The sequence below is a fragment of the Vogesella perlucida genome (assembly GCF_979366545.1).
In genome coordinates this window covers 302,132-319,064 of record NZ_CEETRO010000004.1, presented here as the reverse complement: position 1 = coordinate 319,064, position 16,933 = coordinate 302,132, and the positions used below count along the sequence as shown (strand labels likewise).

Genomic DNA, 16,933 nt, shown 5'->3' with positions numbered 1-16,933 from the left:
GCCCCTGACGGCCACGTTGGCCGCAGGGGCTGTCATTTTTGTAGCGTAGTGCTCAGTTACTCAGCCAGTCGGTCATCATCAGACCAAAACCGACACCACGCGAATGGTGGTTGTAATCCAGCAGCGATTCACCGTAGCCATCAAATGCCTGCACATAGCCGCGCAGGCGGCCAGCCACCGGGAAGGTCCAGTCCAGCTGCAGCGCGCCTTTGCCACTACGCGGGTTATAGCGGGCGGTAGCGCCCAGGGTATGGCGGTTCCAGCGGTAGATGGCCTGCACATCGCCATGCCCCATATAGCGCAGCAGGTCGGGGTTATCGTCATCCTGCTTGTTTTCCGGCAAGCGGTACCACCAGCGCCCGGTCAGCGACACATTCCCGTTTTCCGCCCCGGCCATGACATACAGGCGGTTCCAGCTACGCGATAGCGGGTCGGTCTGGCCATTGGACTGATGCAGCACCCCTACCCCGGCCATGCGCATGCGCCAGTCGCCTAGCTGGAAATGCCTGGGCAGCGGGGTGGTCAGCATCAGCTCCGGCTCGTAGTCGGTTTCGCGAAACGGCGACGACTGCTTCTTGTTATACATCTGCCAGTGCGACTGCTGGGTATAGCCAAACCACAGGTCCGCCGGCGTACCCAGCACGTTTTCCCACATCTTGCTCTTGAACGATATCTGGTACTTGACCTCGACATTGCTCATTTTCTGGCCAAACAGGGTTACCGGCTCTTGCGTGGGCGAGCCAGGCCGCACATTGGGCGAGGCCTGGTACCAGGCAGGCAGCATGTAAGTCGGCTTGTGTGCACGCAGCACAAAGGTGCCCAGCTTGTTGTCTTCGTCCAGGTCCCACTGGTTGGACAAGGTACTGTGCTGGCTGCTGGTGATGAGCGGCGGCGGAGCGCTGCTAGCGGGGGCGGCCAAGTCGGGCGGTAGCAATGTTGCCGCCAGCGGGGCCACCATCGGGGCGGCAGGTGGCACCACAGGGTTGGCCGCAGCGGCCAGCTGGTCGTAGCAGGCCAGGCGGGCAGTCGGCTCGGCCAGGCCGGCGCACGCTTGCAGGCTGGCGTGGCTGCCGCTGTCGGCCCAGGCCAGCGGCGACAGCAACAGGGGAAGCAGTTTTCGCATCATGTGTGGCACGCTTTTAAAGAAGTGGCAGACAGCCAGACCGTGGCAAAGTGCCAGCCCAGAAACACAAAAGGCCCCGCGAATGCGGGGCCCTTGCGTATTCTTTGCCGTTACAGCAGATTAGGCAGCCATTGCCTTGATCTGTGCGGACAGACGGCTCTTGTGACGAGCTGCCTTGTTCTTGTGGAACACGCCTTTGTCAGCCAGACGGTCGATTACCTTGGTCGAAGCCTGGTATACAACCTGAGCAGCGGCTTTATCGCCAGCTTCTACGGCTTTGATAACTTTCTTAACTGCAGTGCGGAATGCAGTACGCAGGCTGGCGTTGTGCGCGCGCTGCTTGAGAGCCTGGCGTGCACGCTTGCGAGCTTGTGCGCTGTTAGCCATGTGTTTCTCCTGATGAGCGGAATCTGAAACCGGCGATTCTAAGCCTTAACATCTGGTTTTGCAACAACAATCCCCCCCGCGTAAACTGTGGGCCTGAATACTCCAATTTACTGTCTGATTTTACCCAAGAATGAACCTACTTAACGCGCTGGCAAAAGTCAGCAGCATGACCATGGTTTCGCGTGTTCTGGGCTTTGTACGCGACGCCATCATTGCCCGCGTATTTGGTGCGGGGCTCGCTACCGACGCCTTTTTCGTGGCCTTCAAACTGCCCAACCTGCTGCGCCGCATCTTTGCCGAGGGCGCCTTCTCGCAGGCCTTCGTGCCGGTACTGGCCGAGTTCAAAGAGCAGCGCGGCGAGGCGGAAACGCGGGTGTTCCTGTCGCACATCACCGGCACGCTCACGCTGGTGCTGATGGTGGTCACCGCGCTGGGCATGTTGGCCGCGCCGTGGATTATCTGGCTCACCGCCCCCGGTTTTGCCAGCAACCCGGACAAAGTGGCGCTCACCAGCGACCTGCTGCGCATCACCTTTCCGTACATCTTGTTCATTTCGCTGTCATCGCTGGCCAGCAGCGTGCTCAATACCTGGAACCGCTTTTCGGTACCGGCGTTTACCCCCACGCTGCTGAACGTATCGTTCATTCTGTTTTCGCTGCTGCTGACACGCTATTTCGACCCGCCGGTACTCACCCTGGCGTGGGCGGTATTCTTTGGCGGCATCGCGCAGCTGGCCTACCAGCTGCCCCACCTGAAAAAACTAGACATGCTGCCCATGCCGCGCCTGAAGCTGCGCGACGCGGCGGTATGGCGGGTGATCCGCCAGATGGGCCCGGCCATTTTCGGCGTGTCCATTGCGCAGATCTCGCTGGTGATCAACACCATCTTCGCGTCCTTCCTAGTATCCGGCAGCGTGTCGTGGATGTACTACGCCGACCGCCTGATGGAATTCCCCACCGGTGTACTGGGCGTGGCGCTGGGCACCATCCTGCTGCCATCGCTATCCAGGCACGCTGCGCGTGGTGCGGCCAGCGCCGGCGAGTTCAGCCAGCTGCTGGACTGGGGCATGCGCCTGTCGCTGCTGCTGGCCATCCCATCCAGCGTGGGGCTGGCGGTGCTGTCGCAGCCGCTGATCGCCACCCTGTTCATGTACGGCAAATTCAGCGCCCACGACGCCGCCATGACGCAGCAGGCGCTGATTGCCTATTCGGTAGGCCTGCTGGGGCTGATTCTGGTGAAGGTGCTGGCACCGGGCTTTTACGCGCGCCAAAACATCAAGACCCCGGTAAAAATTGCCCTGGTCACCCTGGCCGCTACCCAGCTGATGAACCTGGCCTTCATCGGCACGCTCAAGCACGCCGGGCTGTCGCTCTCCATTGGCCTGGGCGCCTGCCTGAACGCCGGTCTGCTGTACTACCAGCTACGCAAGCACGCCATCTACCAGCCCGCCGCAGGCTGGCCTGCCTTCCTGCTCAAGCTGCTGCTGGCGGTCGCGGTGATGGCAGCCACCCTGCTGGCGCTGCAGCACGTACTGCCTATCGATTGGCACGGCCACAGCTGGCAGCGGGTGATGTGGCTCACCCTGCTCGTGGCCGCTGGAGCTGCCTCCTACTTTGCCGCCCTGCTGGCCATGGGCATACGCCCGCGCCAGTTCATGCGCCGTACCACCTGATACCCCGGCAAGCCCGACAAGCTTGCCTACAATAAAGCTGGCGGCGGCCCCAACGGGTACGCCGCAGCACGAGGACCCATCATGACCCCGACTTACACCCCGGAATTTTCGCCGCTAGGCAAAAAAGTAGACTACCAGGACCAGTACGATAACAGCCTGCTGTTCCCCATTGCCCGTCAGCAAAAGCGCGACGAGATCGGCGTGGCCGCCGACGCCCTGCCCTTTGCCGGCGTGGATCTGTGGACCGGCTTCGAGCTCTCGTGGCTGAACGCGCGCGGTAAACCGCAGGTGGCCATTGCCACCTTCCGCATCCCGGCCGACAGCCCTAATCTGGTGGAATCCAAATCGTTCAAGCTGTACCTGAACAGCTATAACCAGACGCGCATCGCCAGCTGGGAACAGGTACAAGCGCAGCTGGCCATGGACCTGTCCAACGCCGCCGGCGGCAAGGTAGAAGTCAGCCTGCTGGCCCCGGCCGACTTTGGCCGCGAGCAGATGGCCGAGCTAGCGGGCGAGAGCATCGACGAGCTGGATATCGAGATCGACAGCTACGCCCCCTGCCCGCAGGCGCTGCACGCCGATGCGGCCAACGTGGTCAGCGAAACCCTGTGCTCGCAGCTGCTGAAATCCAACTGTCTGGTGACCGGCCAGCCAGACTGGGGCAGCGTGCAGATCAGCTACACCGGCCCGCGCATCGACCGCGAAGCCCTGCTGCGCTACCTGATCGGCTTTCGCCAGCACAACGAATTCCACGAGCAGTGCGTGGAGCGCATCTTTACCGACGTACTGGCAGCCTGCGCACCGCAGCGCCTGACCGTGTACGCACGCTATACGCGGCGCGGTGGCCTGGATATCAACCCGTGGCGCACCAACGATGCCGCCGCCGTGCCGCCAGCCAATACCCGCACCGCGCGCCAGTAACAAGGTTGGCCGCAAGCGGATTTTGTTAGAATCACCCCGTTGGTTTTGGCCACGCCCCAACCCGTCTGACCAGGCAGCTTTTCTGCCCTGTTCGTGCTTTTCGTGGGGTTCGTGGCAAATGTCTCTTCCCCTATAGAACTTTAGGTAAACCATGGCTCAATACGTGATGTCCATGCTCCGCGTGAGCAAGATCGTCCCCCCCAAGCGCCAGATCATCAAGGACATCTCCCTGTCCTTCTTCCCCGGCGCCAAAATCGGCCTGCTGGGTCTGAACGGCGCCGGTAAATCCACCGTGCTGCGCATCATGGCCAATGTGGACAAAGAATACGATGGCGAAGTACAGCACCTGGCCGGCGTGAAAATCGGCTACCTGCCGCAAGAGCCGCAGCTGGACGCCGACAAAACCGTGCGCGAAGAAGTAGAAAGCGGCATGGGCGACGTCATGGGCGCGCAAAAGCGCCTGGAAGAAGTCTACGCAGCATATGCCGAGCCGGACGCCGACTTTGACGCCCTGGCCGAAGAACAAGCCCGCCTAGAAGCCATCATTTCCGCCGGTGCCGGTGACAATATCGAACTGCAGCTGGAGCTGGCCGCCGACGCGCTGCGCCTGCCGCCGTGGGACGCCAAGATCGGCCCGCTGTCCGGTGGTGAAAAACGCCGCGTAGCCCTGTGCAAACTGCTGCTATCGCAGCCGGACATGCTGCTGCTGGACGAACCCACCAACCACCTGGACGCCGAATCGGTCGAGTGGCTGGAGCAGTTCCTGGTGCGCTTCCCGGGCACCGTGGTGGCCGTGACCCACGACCGCTACTTCCTGGACAACGCCGCCGAATGGATCCTGGAGCTGGACCGCGGCGAAGGCATCCCGTGGAAGGGCAACTACTCCAGCTGGCTGGAGCAGAAAGAAGCCCGCCTGCAGCTGGAAAGCAAGCAGGAAGGCGCCCGCATGAAGGCCATGAAACAGGAGCTGGAATGGGTACGCCAGAACCCGAAAGGCCGCCAGGCCAAATCCAAAGCCCGTCTGGCCAAGTTCGAAGAGCTGTCCAGCCACGAATACCAGAAGCGCAACGAAACCCAGGAAATCTTCATCCCGGTCGCCGAGCGCCTGGGTAATGAAGTGATCGAGTTCGAAAACGTGAGCAAAGGCTTTGGCGACCGCCTGCTCATCGACAACCTGAGCTTCAAGGCCCCTGCCGGTGCCATCGTGGGCATCATCGGCCCCAACGGCGCGGGTAAATCAACGCTGTTCAAGATGATTGCCGGCAAAGAGCAGCCAGACACCGGTACCGTGAAAATCGGCCAGACTGTGCAAATGGCCTTTGTCGAGCAGCACCGCGACAGCCTGGAAGCCGACAAAACCGTCTTCGACGACGTGTCCGGTGGCCTGGACCTGATCAACGTTGGCCGCTTCGAGATGTCCAGCCGTGCCTACCTGGGCCGCTTCAACTTCAAGGGCGCCGACCAGCAGAAAAAAGTGGGCATGCTGTCCGGTGGCGAACGCGGCCGCCTGCACCTGGCCAAAACGCTACTGAAAGGCGGCAACGTGCTGCTGCTGGATGAACCGTCCAACGATCTGGACGTGGAAACCCTGCGCGCACTGGAGGACGCCCTGCTGGAGTTTGCCGGCACCGTGTTCGTGATCAGCCACGACCGCTGGTTCCTGGACCGTATCGCCACCCACATCCTAGCGGCGGAAGGCGAATCGCAATGGACGTTCTTTGACGGGAACTACCAAGAGTACGAAGCCGACAAGAAACGCCGCCTGGGCGAAGAAGGTGCCAAGCCCAAGCGTATCCGCTACAAGCCGGTGATTCGCTAAGCCTGATGCGGCCAACCTTGGCCGCAAATGTAAAAAAGCCCGCAGATGCGGGCTTTTTTACTTGATCTGGCGTAGTTGCAAACGAAGATGGTGGCTGCTTGTATGTGGGCAAATTGTTTGCTCCATCGACTAGCACGGTCTGAATGTTTGCTTTTCACACCTCACGGCCGGGCGGGCTGGTCGAATACCCAGGCATCCATGGTGACCGCGGCATACTCGATACCGCGATGCAGGCTACGGCCACGCTGGCTTCCTGCCGCGCCCAAGGCAAAGAACAAGGGCAGCAGGTGCTCGTCAGTGGGGTGGTTTTCCCGGGCAAATGGCGCCTGTGCCTGCCAGTCCAGCAGCGCGTCAAGGTCGCCCTGCGCTAGCCGGGCGGCGACCCAGTCGGCAAAGGCCTGCGCCCAGGGCTGGGCTGGCGCGTCCGGCGCGCCCAGGGCATACAGATTATGCGTTACGCTGCCCGAGCCAATGATCAACACGCCTTCTGCAGCCAGGCCTGCCAGTGCCTGCCCTAACTGATAGTGCACACGCGCGCTCTGGCGCGGCAGCGTTGCCAGAGTAATCACCGGAATATCGCCTTGCGGGTACATCATCAGCAAGGGCACCCAGGCACCATGGTCCAGGCCATTGGCCTGCTGCACGTGGGCTGCCACACCAGCGGCGACCAGCCTGGCTTGCACTTGCGTGGCCAGCAGCTCGTCCGATATCGCAGGGTAGTTCAGCGCATACAGCTCGCGCGGGAAGCCGCCAAAATCGTGCACGGTTTGCCAGCGGGGCGACCAGCCTACTAGCGGCTCCCGCGCCAGATGGTGTGCCGACATGATGAGTATGGCGCGCGGGCGCGGCTGGGCGGCGGCGTACTGTTGCCAGACATGACGTGCCGGCGAGGCATTGATCAGCACATCCGGGCCACCATGCGAGATGAAAAGGGGTGCAAAGGGGGTCATGGCAAGCTCCTTGATTCGGTGATGACTACATTACAATTCATCTCAATGGATTGATAAAGCTACAATCAGGAAGTTGATTCATAACCAAAAAGAAATAATTAATGGACAGACTCACCGCACTGCAGGTTTTTCAGGCGATTGTGGATGCCGGCAGCTTTGTCGGCGCCGCGCAGCGGCTGGGTATGTCCAGCGCCATGGTCAGCAAACAGTTGGCCGCACTGGAAAAACACCTGGGCTGCCGCCTGATCCAGCGCACCACGCGCCGCATGACGCTGACCGAGGCAGGCCAGGACTACAGCCGGCGCATCGGCCCCATCCTGGCGCAGCTGGAAGAAGCCGATGCCCTGGCCCAACAGCAGAGCGTAAGCGTACACGGCAAGCTGCGCATGTCGGCGCCGCTATCCTTTGGCATGCGTTTTCTCGGCAGCTGGATGGCCCAATTGCACACCAGCCACCCGCAGCTGGAAATAGAACTGGTGCTGTCCGACGAACAGGTAGACCTGGTGGAAGCCGGCTTCGACCTGGCCCTGCGCATCAGCACCCAGCCCCTGCCCGGGCAGCTGGTTGCACGGCCACTGGGCGAGATCGCCATGGTGCTGTGCGCCGCCCCTGCTTACCTGGCCCGCCACGGCATGCCGCGCACGCTGGCCGAGCTGGCGGGCCACGCCTGCCTACGCTACAGCCTGCAGCAGACGCAGCAGTTCTGGCAGTTTGGCAGCGGCCAGACCCTGTACCAACAGGCCGTGCACGGGCCACTGCTGGCTAATAACGGCGACGTACTGGTGAACGCGGCCATCGCCGGCATGGGCATTGCCTATCAACCGGATTTCCTGCTGGCCGAGGCGCTGGCCGATGGCCGCTTGCAGCGCATTACGCTGGATGTGGACACGTTGGCCGCACAAATCTACGCGGTCTACCCCGCACGACGCTATCTGCCACAAAAAGTGCAGCTTACCCTGGCGCTACTGCAGACCATGCTGAAACCCGCCGCCGCGGCATAAACACAAACCGTGCAGCACCATCGCCATAGCGTGAGCATGCAACTGGCTTAGCATCACCCGCCAGGCTGAGCCGCAACAGGGGCCTGCAAGAAATGTTGCAGCATCCAGGCGGTGGCAGGCCCTGGTGGCTGCGCCCGCTGCCACACAGCGTGCAAGCTGCGCTGCTGCGGCCAACCTGGCAGCAGCAGCGGTACCAGCTCGGGGGCGTAGCGCGCCACCAGCCAGTCGGGCAGCTCCGCCCAGCCAAAACCCAGCTGCGTCATTTCCAGCAGCAGAAGATAGCTGGGCGCGTACCAGCACGGCCCTGCGCTGCCAGCGGCGGTAGTATCGCCAAAAGGATTCAGCCTTAGCTGGCGATGCAGCTGCAGTTGTGCCTCCTCCTGTGGCGGCTGCGTAGCCAGCATGTGCTGTGGCGCTACGTAAAGCGAGGTGCTGGCAGACTGTGGCAGCCGCTGGCTGGCCAGCAAAGCATCGGGGCTGGCCAGGCCGCATAACAAACCCAGTTGTGCCCGCCCCTCACGTACCAGCGCCAAAACATCTTCTTGCTCGCCCACCAGACACTCCAGCTCGGTATGAGGAAACTGCGTGGCAAACGCCTGCAAGGCGGCCTCCAGGCTACCGGTGTGAAACGTGTCGGATAACACCAGGCTCAACCGGGGCTCGGTGCCGGCTACCAAGGCACGGGCTTGCAGCCACAGCTGGTCTTGCGCCGCCAAGGCCTGACGGGCGAGCGGCAAGAGGCGCAGGCCAGCCGCAGTGAGCTGTGGCTGGCGGCCACTGCGCTCGAACAGGCTCACGCCCAGATCGATTTCCAGGTTGGCGACACATTCGCTAATGGTGGACTGCCGCTTGCCCAGGGCGCGTGCAGCCGCCGAGAAAGAACCTTGCTCGGCCACCATCACCAAGGTAGCCAAGGCATCATTGCTGATAGACATATCGGCCTTTCCGATAGAACCTAACTGTTATCCCCGTAAAAAACCTATCACAATACCCGCAACATTGACACCATAACGGTGAGCCAAACCATGCACAGCCACGAAAAAAACCTGCCCGAACGGGCCTTGCACGCTGTCCTGTATGAAGTGTGCGCCATGCTGATACTGGTGCCGTTGGGCAGCTGGCTACTGGGCCATGGCCCGGCGCAAATGGGCGTGCTGGCGGTGATGCTGTCTAGCATTGCCATGAGCTGGAACATGGTGTTTGGCGCCTTGTTCGAGCGCCTGGAACGCCGCTGTGGCTGGCAACGTACACCGTGGGTGCGCACACTGCACGCGGTGCTGTTCGAAGGTGGTCTGGTATTTATCTGCGTGCCGGTGGTGGCATGGTGGATGGCGGTCAGCTATTGGCAGGCGCTACTGCTGGACATCGGTATTCTTTTGTTCTTTCTACCCTATACATACGTGTTCAATTGGGTCTATGACCAAGTCAGATTGCGCATGAAAACAGGCTGAGCAGACACATTGCGGGCGATGCGCAACACCCCTGCCGGCATGGGTTTATAGAGATATTGCCGCCACCGCAAGCCATCGCAACAATGATCCGGTTCGCAGCCTGCTGCCCACTCCGCCCGGAATATTCATGCCTCAAACATACTGGCTGCTATTGATTGTGCAGTTTTACCTGTATGGCGTGGGTTGGCTGCTCGCCATACTGCTGCTGAAAAGCATGCGCCGGCTGCTGTGGCAGCACAGCCTGTCGGCCATACTGCTGGCTACCGGCATGCTGCTGTCGGCCAGCTTGCCAGCCACCATACTGAGCCAGCCCTGGCCTTACACGCTGGTCTCTGCCTTGTTGATCGCCGGCTTTCTGTATGCGGCCAACGCCAGCTTGCTGTTTTTGCGCCTGCACGGCTACCGCCACCGCGATTTACTATTGGGAACCCTGGTGGCGGCGGCGCCCATTTTGCTACTGGGCCTGACAGGCAAGCACGAGCTAAGGCTGGCACTGTTATCGGTACAGACCGGCTGCATACTGCTGATGGTGACCTGGCAGATGCATCAGCGCTCGCTCAAGGAATTTCCGGGCATTGCTACCTGGCTGCTACATGCCTCGTCGGCCCTGTTTGGATGTTTCTTCTTGCTGCGCGCGGTACTGCGGCTGATGTTTGGCGAAGCCATGGTGCCCGAGCTATACAGCAGCGGCGTGATGAATACGCTGCAAGCCGTTGCCTTCATGGTGATGGCCGCCATCTTCAACCTGACCGCCAGCGTGCGTATCGGGGCGCGTATGGCCAGGCAGCTGCACAAGCTGTCGCTGCAGGACCAGCTTACCACCCTGCAAAACCGCCGTGCACTGCATGCCACATTCACCGAGGCCTATCTGCAGCAGTTTTCCCGCTTTAGTGTGATCGTGCTGGATATCGACCATTTCAAGCACATCAACGACCGCTACGGGCACAGCATGGGCGACGTGGTGCTATCGCGCATAGGCCGCCTGCTCAAGCAACACCATACCGAGCTGAGCCAGGCATTCCGCCTGGGCGGGGAGGAGTTTGCCATCATCTTGCCTGGCGGTAGCCAGGCCGATGCCCTGCAGCTGGCAGAGGCGCTGCGCCAGACGATAGAAAGCAAACCTTTGATACGGCAAGGCCAGATACTCACCATCACCGCCAGCTTTGGCATTGCCAGCAGCAGCACCACTGAACACAAGCTGGTACAGGTGCTGGATGCCGCTGACCGCGCCATGTACCACGCCAAGCAAAGCGGCCGTAACCGCATCTGCCATGAACAGACCTGCAGCTTGGCAAGCTAGTAACCGCGTTCGCGCAGTACCCGCCCTTCCGCCGGCAGGCCGGCTTGCAGGCGCTGCAAGTTGGCCGCAATCTGGCTAACTGCCTGCTGGCGCAGGGTAATCGCTGCAATGTGAGGTGTCAGGGTTACGGAGGGGTGCTGCCATAAGCGGCTGTGGGCGGGTAACGGTTCCATGGCAAACACATCCAGCTGGGCAGCGCGCAAGTGGCCACGATCCAGCAGTGCGAGCAAGGCATCTTCATCCAGCAAATCTCCGCGCCCCGCATTGATCACCATTGCCCCCGCAGGCAGGCTGGCCAGACGCTCTGCACCCAGCAGCCCCTGTGTTTGAGGCGTAGAAGGCAGCAGGCAGGCCAATACATCACTGTTCGCCAGAATCTGGCCCAAACCTTCATCGCCATGATGAGCGGTCACACCGGGTAACTGGCGCGGGGTACGGCTCCAGCCACTGACACGGTAGCCATCGGCCACCAATACCTGCGCCACTGCGCTACCGATCTCCCCCAGCCCCAGCACGCCGACCCGTACTTCGGCAGGCAAACGCGGTGGCAGCATCTTCCACACCCCTGCAGCCTGCTGGCGACGATAGATGTCCATATGCCGCTGATAGGACAGCACCCCTAGCCTCACATACTCGGCCATTTGCTGCGCCATACCGCCGTCCAGCAAGCGGTATATGGGCACACTCGCCGGCAGATCGGGCCGCGCCAATAGCTTGTCTACCCCGGCCCCCAACGCAAATACCGCCTGCAAGGCAGGCAAACCGGCAAACAGGCCTGGTGGCGGGCCCAAGGTAATGACATAGCGTACCTGTTCCGGTTGTTGCAGGGTTTCCAGCGTTGCTAGCGGCATAGCAGGCAGTGCAGCCTGAAACAGGGGCAAATAGGCGGCAACTTCTTTTGCACTTGGGGTATGGAGCAGGATCATGGCAAGGCAGACAAAAAGGAGACACCCACTTATAAACCAGTAACTCAACGCCGCCAAGGCATGGCTTGGCCTTACGCTGTTATCTTTCAATAATTATGAAAAGAGTATGCGCGTAAATTTGAAAAACCATGATATCTCTAGTAAAACCATAGATATAGATAAGCCAACCGCCAAGGAAGTTTATGCAATACCACGCCCATTGGCTGCTTCTGGTCACCCAGCTTTATCTTTACGCCCTTGCCTGGCTACTGTCCGGTACGCAGCTACGCGGCCTGGGAAAACAGCTGGTACAGCACACGATGGCAGCCACTTGCATGGCCTCCGGCCTGCTGCTGGTCGCGATCCTGCCACCAGATGTGATGCTGTTGGCCGTGCCCTATGCCGTCATGTCGGCCCTGCTGGTGGCCGGGTTTCTGTATGGCAGTAATGCTTACCTGACATTCTTTGATCTGGGCGCCCTGCCACATAGCCATATCTGGCTGCTGACCGCGCTAGCGGGCTGGCTGTCATTCTTGCTCGGGCTGCCGGACGCCACAGCCCCTTACCGCATCACCCTGCTCAACCTCATGCTCGGCAGTATCGTGTTGTGGGGTGTTTCACGCATCCACCGCCCCTCGCTCAACGAGTTTCCCGGCATGTCTACGTGGATTTTGCACGTGCCACTGGTCCTGTTTGCCACCTATCTGATCGTGCGCGCCATTGCCCGCCTGCTGATAGGCGAAAGCGGCTTGCCCGAGCTCACGGTCAGCAGTGACATCAACGTGAACCAGGCCATGTTCTATATGGTGATGGCAGCATTCTTCAACATGATGTCTATTGTGCGGATTGGCACCCGGCTCACTCGGCAGCTGCATATGCTGTCACACCGCGACCCGCTCACCGGCCTGCGCAACCGCCGCTCGCTTACCCGGACATATATTGAAAAACCCCGGCGTCACCCGCTGCGCGTCTGTGTGATTTTTGTGGATATCGACCATTTCAAAGCCATTAACGACACCTTTGGCCATCATATCGGCGATGAAGTGCTGCAGCATGTAGGCCGCCAGATGCTGTCGCGCAGTACCGACCGCTTCCGTGCATTCCGCCTGGGCGGCGAGGAGTTTGCCATGGTGCTGCGCGACAGTTCCCTGCCAGAGGGGCTGGAGTTGGCCGAAAACCTGCGCCAGACGCTGGCCAGCCAGACACTGGATTTCGATGGCAGGCCACTCAAGCTCACCGCCAGCTTCGGGGTAGCCAGCGGCACGCTGCCCGATATCGACATGGACAGCCTGCTCGCTGCCGCGGACGAAGCGCTGTATCGCGCCAAGCACAATGGCCGCAACCGCATCGAAGCGGCGACCCTGGCCGTGAGCCTGGTGTAGTTCAGGTACCGCAGAAGGTGCGGTAGCCCAGCGCCAGCTCGGCACTGGCCGGCTGGGTATAGCGCGCCAGCCCCGGACGCTCGGTAAAGGGCTGGGCCAGCACCGCCAGCAGCTGCTGGGCCAGAGCCGTGTCGCCATACTCGCTGGCAGCCGCCAACGCCTCCTCTACCAAATGGTTGCGAGCAATATACAAAGGGTTGGCCGCACGCATGCTGCCAACCACCTGTGCCGCCGGCCGGCCACTTAGCACCAGCCGCGTTTGCCAGCGCGCCAGCCAGGCCTGTAGCACGGCCGGCTGTGCAAACAGCGTGGTCAGACGCGGCGCCTCGCCCTCCAGCGCATCGGCCAGATAACGCCAGGCCAGCGTGAAATCCACCCGCTGACGATGCAGCATCAGCAGCCAGTCCTCTGCCAGGGACTGGTCATCCTCTTGTGCATCCGCCAGGCCCAGCTTGACCCGCGCCTGCGCCAGCCAGGCTTGCTGGTAATGCGCCTGAAAACCCTGGATCACCGCCGTAGCCTGCGCCACGGCGTCGTCCATCGACGCGGCATCCAGCAGGGGCAGTAGCGCTTCGGCCAGCCGCGCCAGGTTCCACTGCGCGATGGCAGGCTGGTTGCCGTAGGCGTAGCGGCCACGCTCGTCGATGGAGCTGAACACCGTAGCCGGGTCGTAAGCATCCATGAAAGCGCAGGGGCCGTAATCGATGGTTTCGCCGGACAGGGTCATATTGTCGGTATTCATCACGCCATGGATGAAACCGGCGTGCATCCACTGCGCCAGCAGGCTGGCCTGGCGCTGGCACACCGCCTCCAGCATAGCCAGGTAAGGGTTGGCCGCATGCTGCAGCTGCGGATAGTGGCGCTGCAGCGTGTACGCGGCCAGCTGGCGCAGCGTGGCCTCGTCGCCACGGTTGGCAAAGTATTCAAAGGTGCCTACGCGAATATGGCTGGCCGCCACCCGCGTCAGTACGGCGCCGGGTAGCGGGCGGTCGCGGTAGACCGTATCGCCAGTGGCCACTACCGCCAGCGCGCGCGTGGTGGGGATGCCCAGCGCGTGCATGGCCTCGCCGATAATCAGCTCGCGCAGCATGGGGCCTACCGCGGCCTTGCCATCGCCGCGGCGTGAGAACGGCGTGCGGCCACTGCCCTTGAACGCAATGTCGCGGCGCTGCCCCGCCGTATCCACCACCTCGCCCAGCAGCAAGGCGCGGCCGTCGCCCAGCTGGGGCGAGTAGCCGCCAAACTGATGGCCGGCGTACACCTGCGCCACCGGCTGCGCAGCGGCAGGCAGCTGCGCGCCGGAAAACAGCGCGGCCAACGTGGCGTCATCCGCGCCGGTGGTGTCCAGCCCCAGCTCGCCGGCCAGGCCGGCCTGCCAGAACAGCAGCCGCGGCGCAGCAGGCATGTCAGGGTTGGCCGCAGCGCAGGCCTGAGGCAGCTGCGTGGCGTAACTGTGTTCGAACGGGATGCGTATCATGCTGGCCACCTGGGCAATATGCGTACAGTACTAGGTACCCTGCTGGCGGCAAAAGTGCCGCCGCGGGCGAGAAAAAGCCGCCCGTGAAGGCGGCCAGGGTCATGCCATCGTGTGCAGCTTAGCGTCCGCGGCCAACCTTGCCGGCGGGCTTGCTGCCGGCACCGCCACGCCCTGCTGCCGGCTTGGCGGCGGCAGGCTTGCTGGCTGCCGGTTTACTTGCGTGCGTCTTGGCGGCAGCAGGCTTGCCATTGCCACGCGGGGCACCGGCGTAGCTACGTGGCTGGCCCTGCTGCGCCTTGGCGCGCGCGGCCAGGCTCTGGCCGGCAAAACGGTGGCGCGCCGCGGCAGCCTTGTCGCCCGGTGGTGTTGGCGGAATCAGGCAGTGCTTGGCGTGGCCGATCAGGTCGCTGCGGCCCATCTGCACCAACGCGTCGTAGATGATCTGCCAGTTATCCGGGTGGTGGTAGCGCAGCAGCGCCTTGTGCAGCTTGCGGCGGTAGCCATCACGCACCACGTCCACTTTTTCCGAGCTACGCGACAGGCGTTTCAGCGGGTTACGCTTGGTGTGCCACATGGTCGTAGCCAGCGCCATCGGCGTGGGGGTAAAGGTTTGTACCTGATCGAGGCGGAAATTGTTTTTCTTCAGCCACAGCGCCAGGTTCACCATGTCTTCGTCGCTGGTGCCCGGGTGGGCGGCGATAAAGTACGGAATCAGGTACTGCTCTTTACCGGCCTGACGGCTGAAGCGCTCGAACAGCTCCTTGAACTTGTCGTAAGCGCCCATGCCCGGCTTCATCATCTTGGACAGCGGGCCGTCTTCGGTGTGTTCCGGGGCAATCTTCAGGTAGCCGCCCACGTGGTGCTGCACCAGCTCCTTGATGTACTCCGGCGACTTCACCGCCAGGTCGTAACGCAGGCCGGACTGGATGTTGATCTTCTTCACACCCGGCAGCGCGCGCGCCTTGCGGTATAGCTGGATCAACGGACCGTGGTCGGTACCCAGGTTTTCGCAAATATCGGGGAACACGCACGACAGCTTGCGACAGGAGCGCTCGATGGCCGGGTCCTTGCAGCTGAGGCGGTACATATTGGCCGTGGGGCCGCCCAGGTCGGAAATGTGGCCGGTAAAACCAGGCGTCTTGTCGCGGATTTCCTCGATTTCCTTGAGGATGGATTCTTCCGAACGGCTCTGGATGATGCGGCCCTCGTGCTCGGTGATCGAGCAGAAGGTACAGCCGCCAAAACAGCCGCGCATGATGTTGACCGAGTACTTGATCATCTCCCACGCCGGGATATGCGCGTCGCCGTACACCGGGTGCGGGTTACGGGCGTAAGGCAGGCCGAACACAAAGTCCATTTCTTCAGTAGTCAGCGGAATCGGCGGCGCGTTCAGCCACACGTCGCGCGTGCCGTGCAGCTGGACCAGCGCACGGGCATTACCGGGGTTGGACTCCAGGTGCAGGGTGCGGCTGGCGTGGGCGTACAGTACCGGGTCGTGCGCTACCGCCTCGTAAGACGGAATACGGATCACGGTTTTGGCACGCTCGGCGCGGCGCTTGGCCAAGCGCTCTTCACGCGATTCGATGCGGATCACTTGCGGCTTGGTCGGATCATTGGCCGCGGTGGCTTCAGCAGCTTGCTCGGGAATCTCCTGATACGGATTCAGGATCACGTCCACCTTGCCTGGAACATCCACCACGCTGGAGTCCATCTCCTGCCATTCGTCGTCCGGCTTCCAGCCGTGCGGCACCATAAAGGCAGTACCACGGATATCACGCATCTCGGACAGCTTCTCGCCACGGGCAGCGCGGTGGGCAATTTCCACCAGCGCACGCTCGGCGTTACCGTACAGCAGGATGTCGGCCTTGGACGTTACCAGTACCGACTGGCGCACTTTGTCGCTCCAGTAGTCGAAGTGGGCGATGCGGCGCAGCGATGCTTCGATAGAACCGATCATCACGCCCACGCCGGGGTAGGCTTCGCGGCAGCGCTGCGCGTACACGGTCACAGCACGGTCCGGGCGCTTGTTCGGCTCGCCATGCGGGGTGTAGGCGTCATCCGAGCGCGGGCGGCGGTCGGCCGTGTAGCGGTTGATCATGGAATCCATGTTGCCGGCGGTCACGCCGTAAAACAGGTTGGGCTTGCCCAGCGCGCGGAAGGCATCGGCGCTGTTCCAGTCCGGCTGTGCAATGATGCCCACGCGGAAACCCTGCGCTTCCAGCAAGCGGCCCACCAGTGCCATCCCGAAGCTGGGGTGGTCGATATAACAGTCACCACTGATGATGATGATGTCGCAGCTATCCCAGCCCAGCTCGTCCATTTCGGCACGGCTCATAGGCAGGAAAGGGGCGGTACCAAAGCGTTGCGCCCAGTACTTGCGGTAGCTGTTAATGGCTTGGGGTGCGGCAGGAAGCGTCATTGTGTGCAGGTGTTTCTTGAAAGACCGCGCATTGTGCCAGAAAGCGTCGGCGCTTTCACCTGAAAAAATGCTTTTCTTTCATCAACATAGCGAGAAAATAACCCTGTCAGCAGGCTGGATTTCGCG

The 16,933-nt window shown here is 61.8% G+C and carries 14 protein-coding genes; 7 read left to right on the top strand and 7 right to left on the bottom strand.

The genetic code is table 11. The annotated features are described in order from the left end of the window. Positions 1-52 precede the first annotated feature (52 nt). On the bottom strand, positions 53-1,126 hold the full coding sequence (locus tag ACZ9XP_RS08200; RefSeq protein WP_147682755.1) for a phospholipase A: 1,074 nt from the start codon (positions 1,124-1,126) through the stop codon (positions 53-55). 117 nt (positions 1,127-1,243) lie between these two features. Next, on the bottom strand, positions 1,244-1,510 hold the full coding sequence (rpsT, locus tag ACZ9XP_RS08195; protein WP_017508131.1) for a 30S ribosomal protein S20: 267 nt from the start codon (positions 1,508-1,510) through the stop codon (positions 1,244-1,246). A gap of 130 nt (positions 1,511-1,640) precedes the next feature. Between rpsT and murJ the strand changes: the two genes are divergently transcribed. The 3 genes from murJ (at position 1,641) to ettA (ending at position 5,922) form a co-directional block, all read left to right on the top strand. Next, entirely contained in the window at positions 1,641-3,182 is a 1,542-nt protein-coding gene (gene murJ / locus ACZ9XP_RS08190) for a murein biosynthesis integral membrane protein MurJ (RefSeq protein ID WP_147682753.1), read from the top strand. Between the two features lie 81 nt (positions 3,183-3,263). After that, positions 3,264-4,103 (top strand): NADPH-dependent 7-cyano-7-deazaguanine reductase QueF, encoded by an 840-nt coding sequence (gene queF / locus ACZ9XP_RS08185; RefSeq protein WP_206211135.1) that lies wholly within the window; start codon positions 3,264-3,266, stop codon positions 4,101-4,103. A 151-nt stretch (positions 4,104-4,254) separates the two neighbouring features. After that, entirely contained in the window at positions 4,255-5,922 is a 1,668-nt protein-coding gene (gene ettA / locus ACZ9XP_RS08180) for an energy-dependent translational throttle protein EttA (RefSeq protein ID WP_147682749.1), read from the top strand. Positions 5,923-6,083: 161 nt separating this feature from the next. Here ettA and ACZ9XP_RS08175 read toward each other — a convergent pair whose 3' ends face one another. Next, the gene (locus ACZ9XP_RS08175) at positions 6,084-6,872 is read right to left on the bottom strand and encodes a DODA-type extradiol aromatic ring-opening family dioxygenase (protein WP_465188249.1); all 789 of its coding nucleotides are present in this window, start codon (positions 6,870-6,872) and stop codon (positions 6,084-6,086) included. Between the two features lie 101 nt (positions 6,873-6,973). Between ACZ9XP_RS08175 and ACZ9XP_RS08170 the strand changes: the two genes are divergently transcribed. Beyond that, entirely contained in the window at positions 6,974-7,873 is a 900-nt protein-coding gene (locus ACZ9XP_RS08170; RefSeq protein WP_465188248.1) for a LysR family transcriptional regulator, read from the top strand. A 53-nt stretch (positions 7,874-7,926) separates the two neighbouring features. Here ACZ9XP_RS08170 and ACZ9XP_RS08165 read toward each other — a convergent pair whose 3' ends face one another. Next, complete coding sequence (locus tag ACZ9XP_RS08165) at positions 7,927-8,808, bottom strand: LysR family transcriptional regulator (RefSeq protein ID WP_465188247.1); 882 nt, start codon at positions 8,806-8,808, stop codon at positions 7,927-7,929. A gap of 90 nt (positions 8,809-8,898) precedes the next feature. Here ACZ9XP_RS08165 and ACZ9XP_RS08160 point away from each other — a divergent pair, with 90 nt between their 5' ends. Next, entirely contained in the window at positions 8,899-9,324 is a 426-nt protein-coding gene (locus tag ACZ9XP_RS08160) for a multidrug/biocide efflux PACE transporter (protein WP_147682740.1), read from the top strand. 127 nt (positions 9,325-9,451) lie between these two features. Then, the gene (locus ACZ9XP_RS08155) at positions 9,452-10,624 is read left to right on the top strand and encodes a GGDEF domain-containing protein (protein ID WP_465188246.1); all 1,173 of its coding nucleotides are present in this window, start codon (positions 9,452-9,454) and stop codon (positions 10,622-10,624) included. Here ACZ9XP_RS08155 and ACZ9XP_RS08150 read toward each other — a convergent pair. Then, positions 10,621-11,475 (bottom strand): 2-hydroxyacid dehydrogenase, encoded by an 855-nt coding sequence (locus ACZ9XP_RS08150; RefSeq protein WP_465188245.1) that lies wholly within the window; start codon positions 11,473-11,475, stop codon positions 10,621-10,623. The genes ACZ9XP_RS08155 and ACZ9XP_RS08150 overlap by 4 nt on opposite strands. Before the next feature lie 257 nt (positions 11,476-11,732). Here ACZ9XP_RS08150 and ACZ9XP_RS08145 point away from each other — a divergent pair, with 257 nt between their 5' ends. Beyond that, entirely contained in the window at positions 11,733-12,911 is a 1,179-nt protein-coding gene (locus ACZ9XP_RS08145; RefSeq protein ID WP_465188244.1) for a GGDEF domain-containing protein, read from the top strand. 1 nt (position 12,912) lies between these two features. On the opposite strand, the gene ACZ9XP_RS08140 is transcribed toward ACZ9XP_RS08145, so the two are convergent. Both ACZ9XP_RS08140 and ACZ9XP_RS08135 read right to left on the bottom strand, forming a co-directional pair. Further along, positions 12,913-14,388 carry a protein adenylyltransferase SelO gene (locus ACZ9XP_RS08140; protein WP_465188243.1) on the bottom strand — a complete coding sequence of 492 codons (1,476 nt, stop codon included), beginning with the start codon at positions 14,386-14,388 and terminating at the stop codon, positions 12,913-12,915. A gap of 118 nt (positions 14,389-14,506) precedes the next feature. After that, on the bottom strand, positions 14,507-16,807 hold the full coding sequence (locus tag ACZ9XP_RS08135) for a YgiQ family radical SAM protein (protein WP_147682730.1): 2,301 nt from the start codon (positions 16,805-16,807) through the stop codon (positions 14,507-14,509). Between the last annotated feature and the right edge of the window lie 126 nt (positions 16,808-16,933).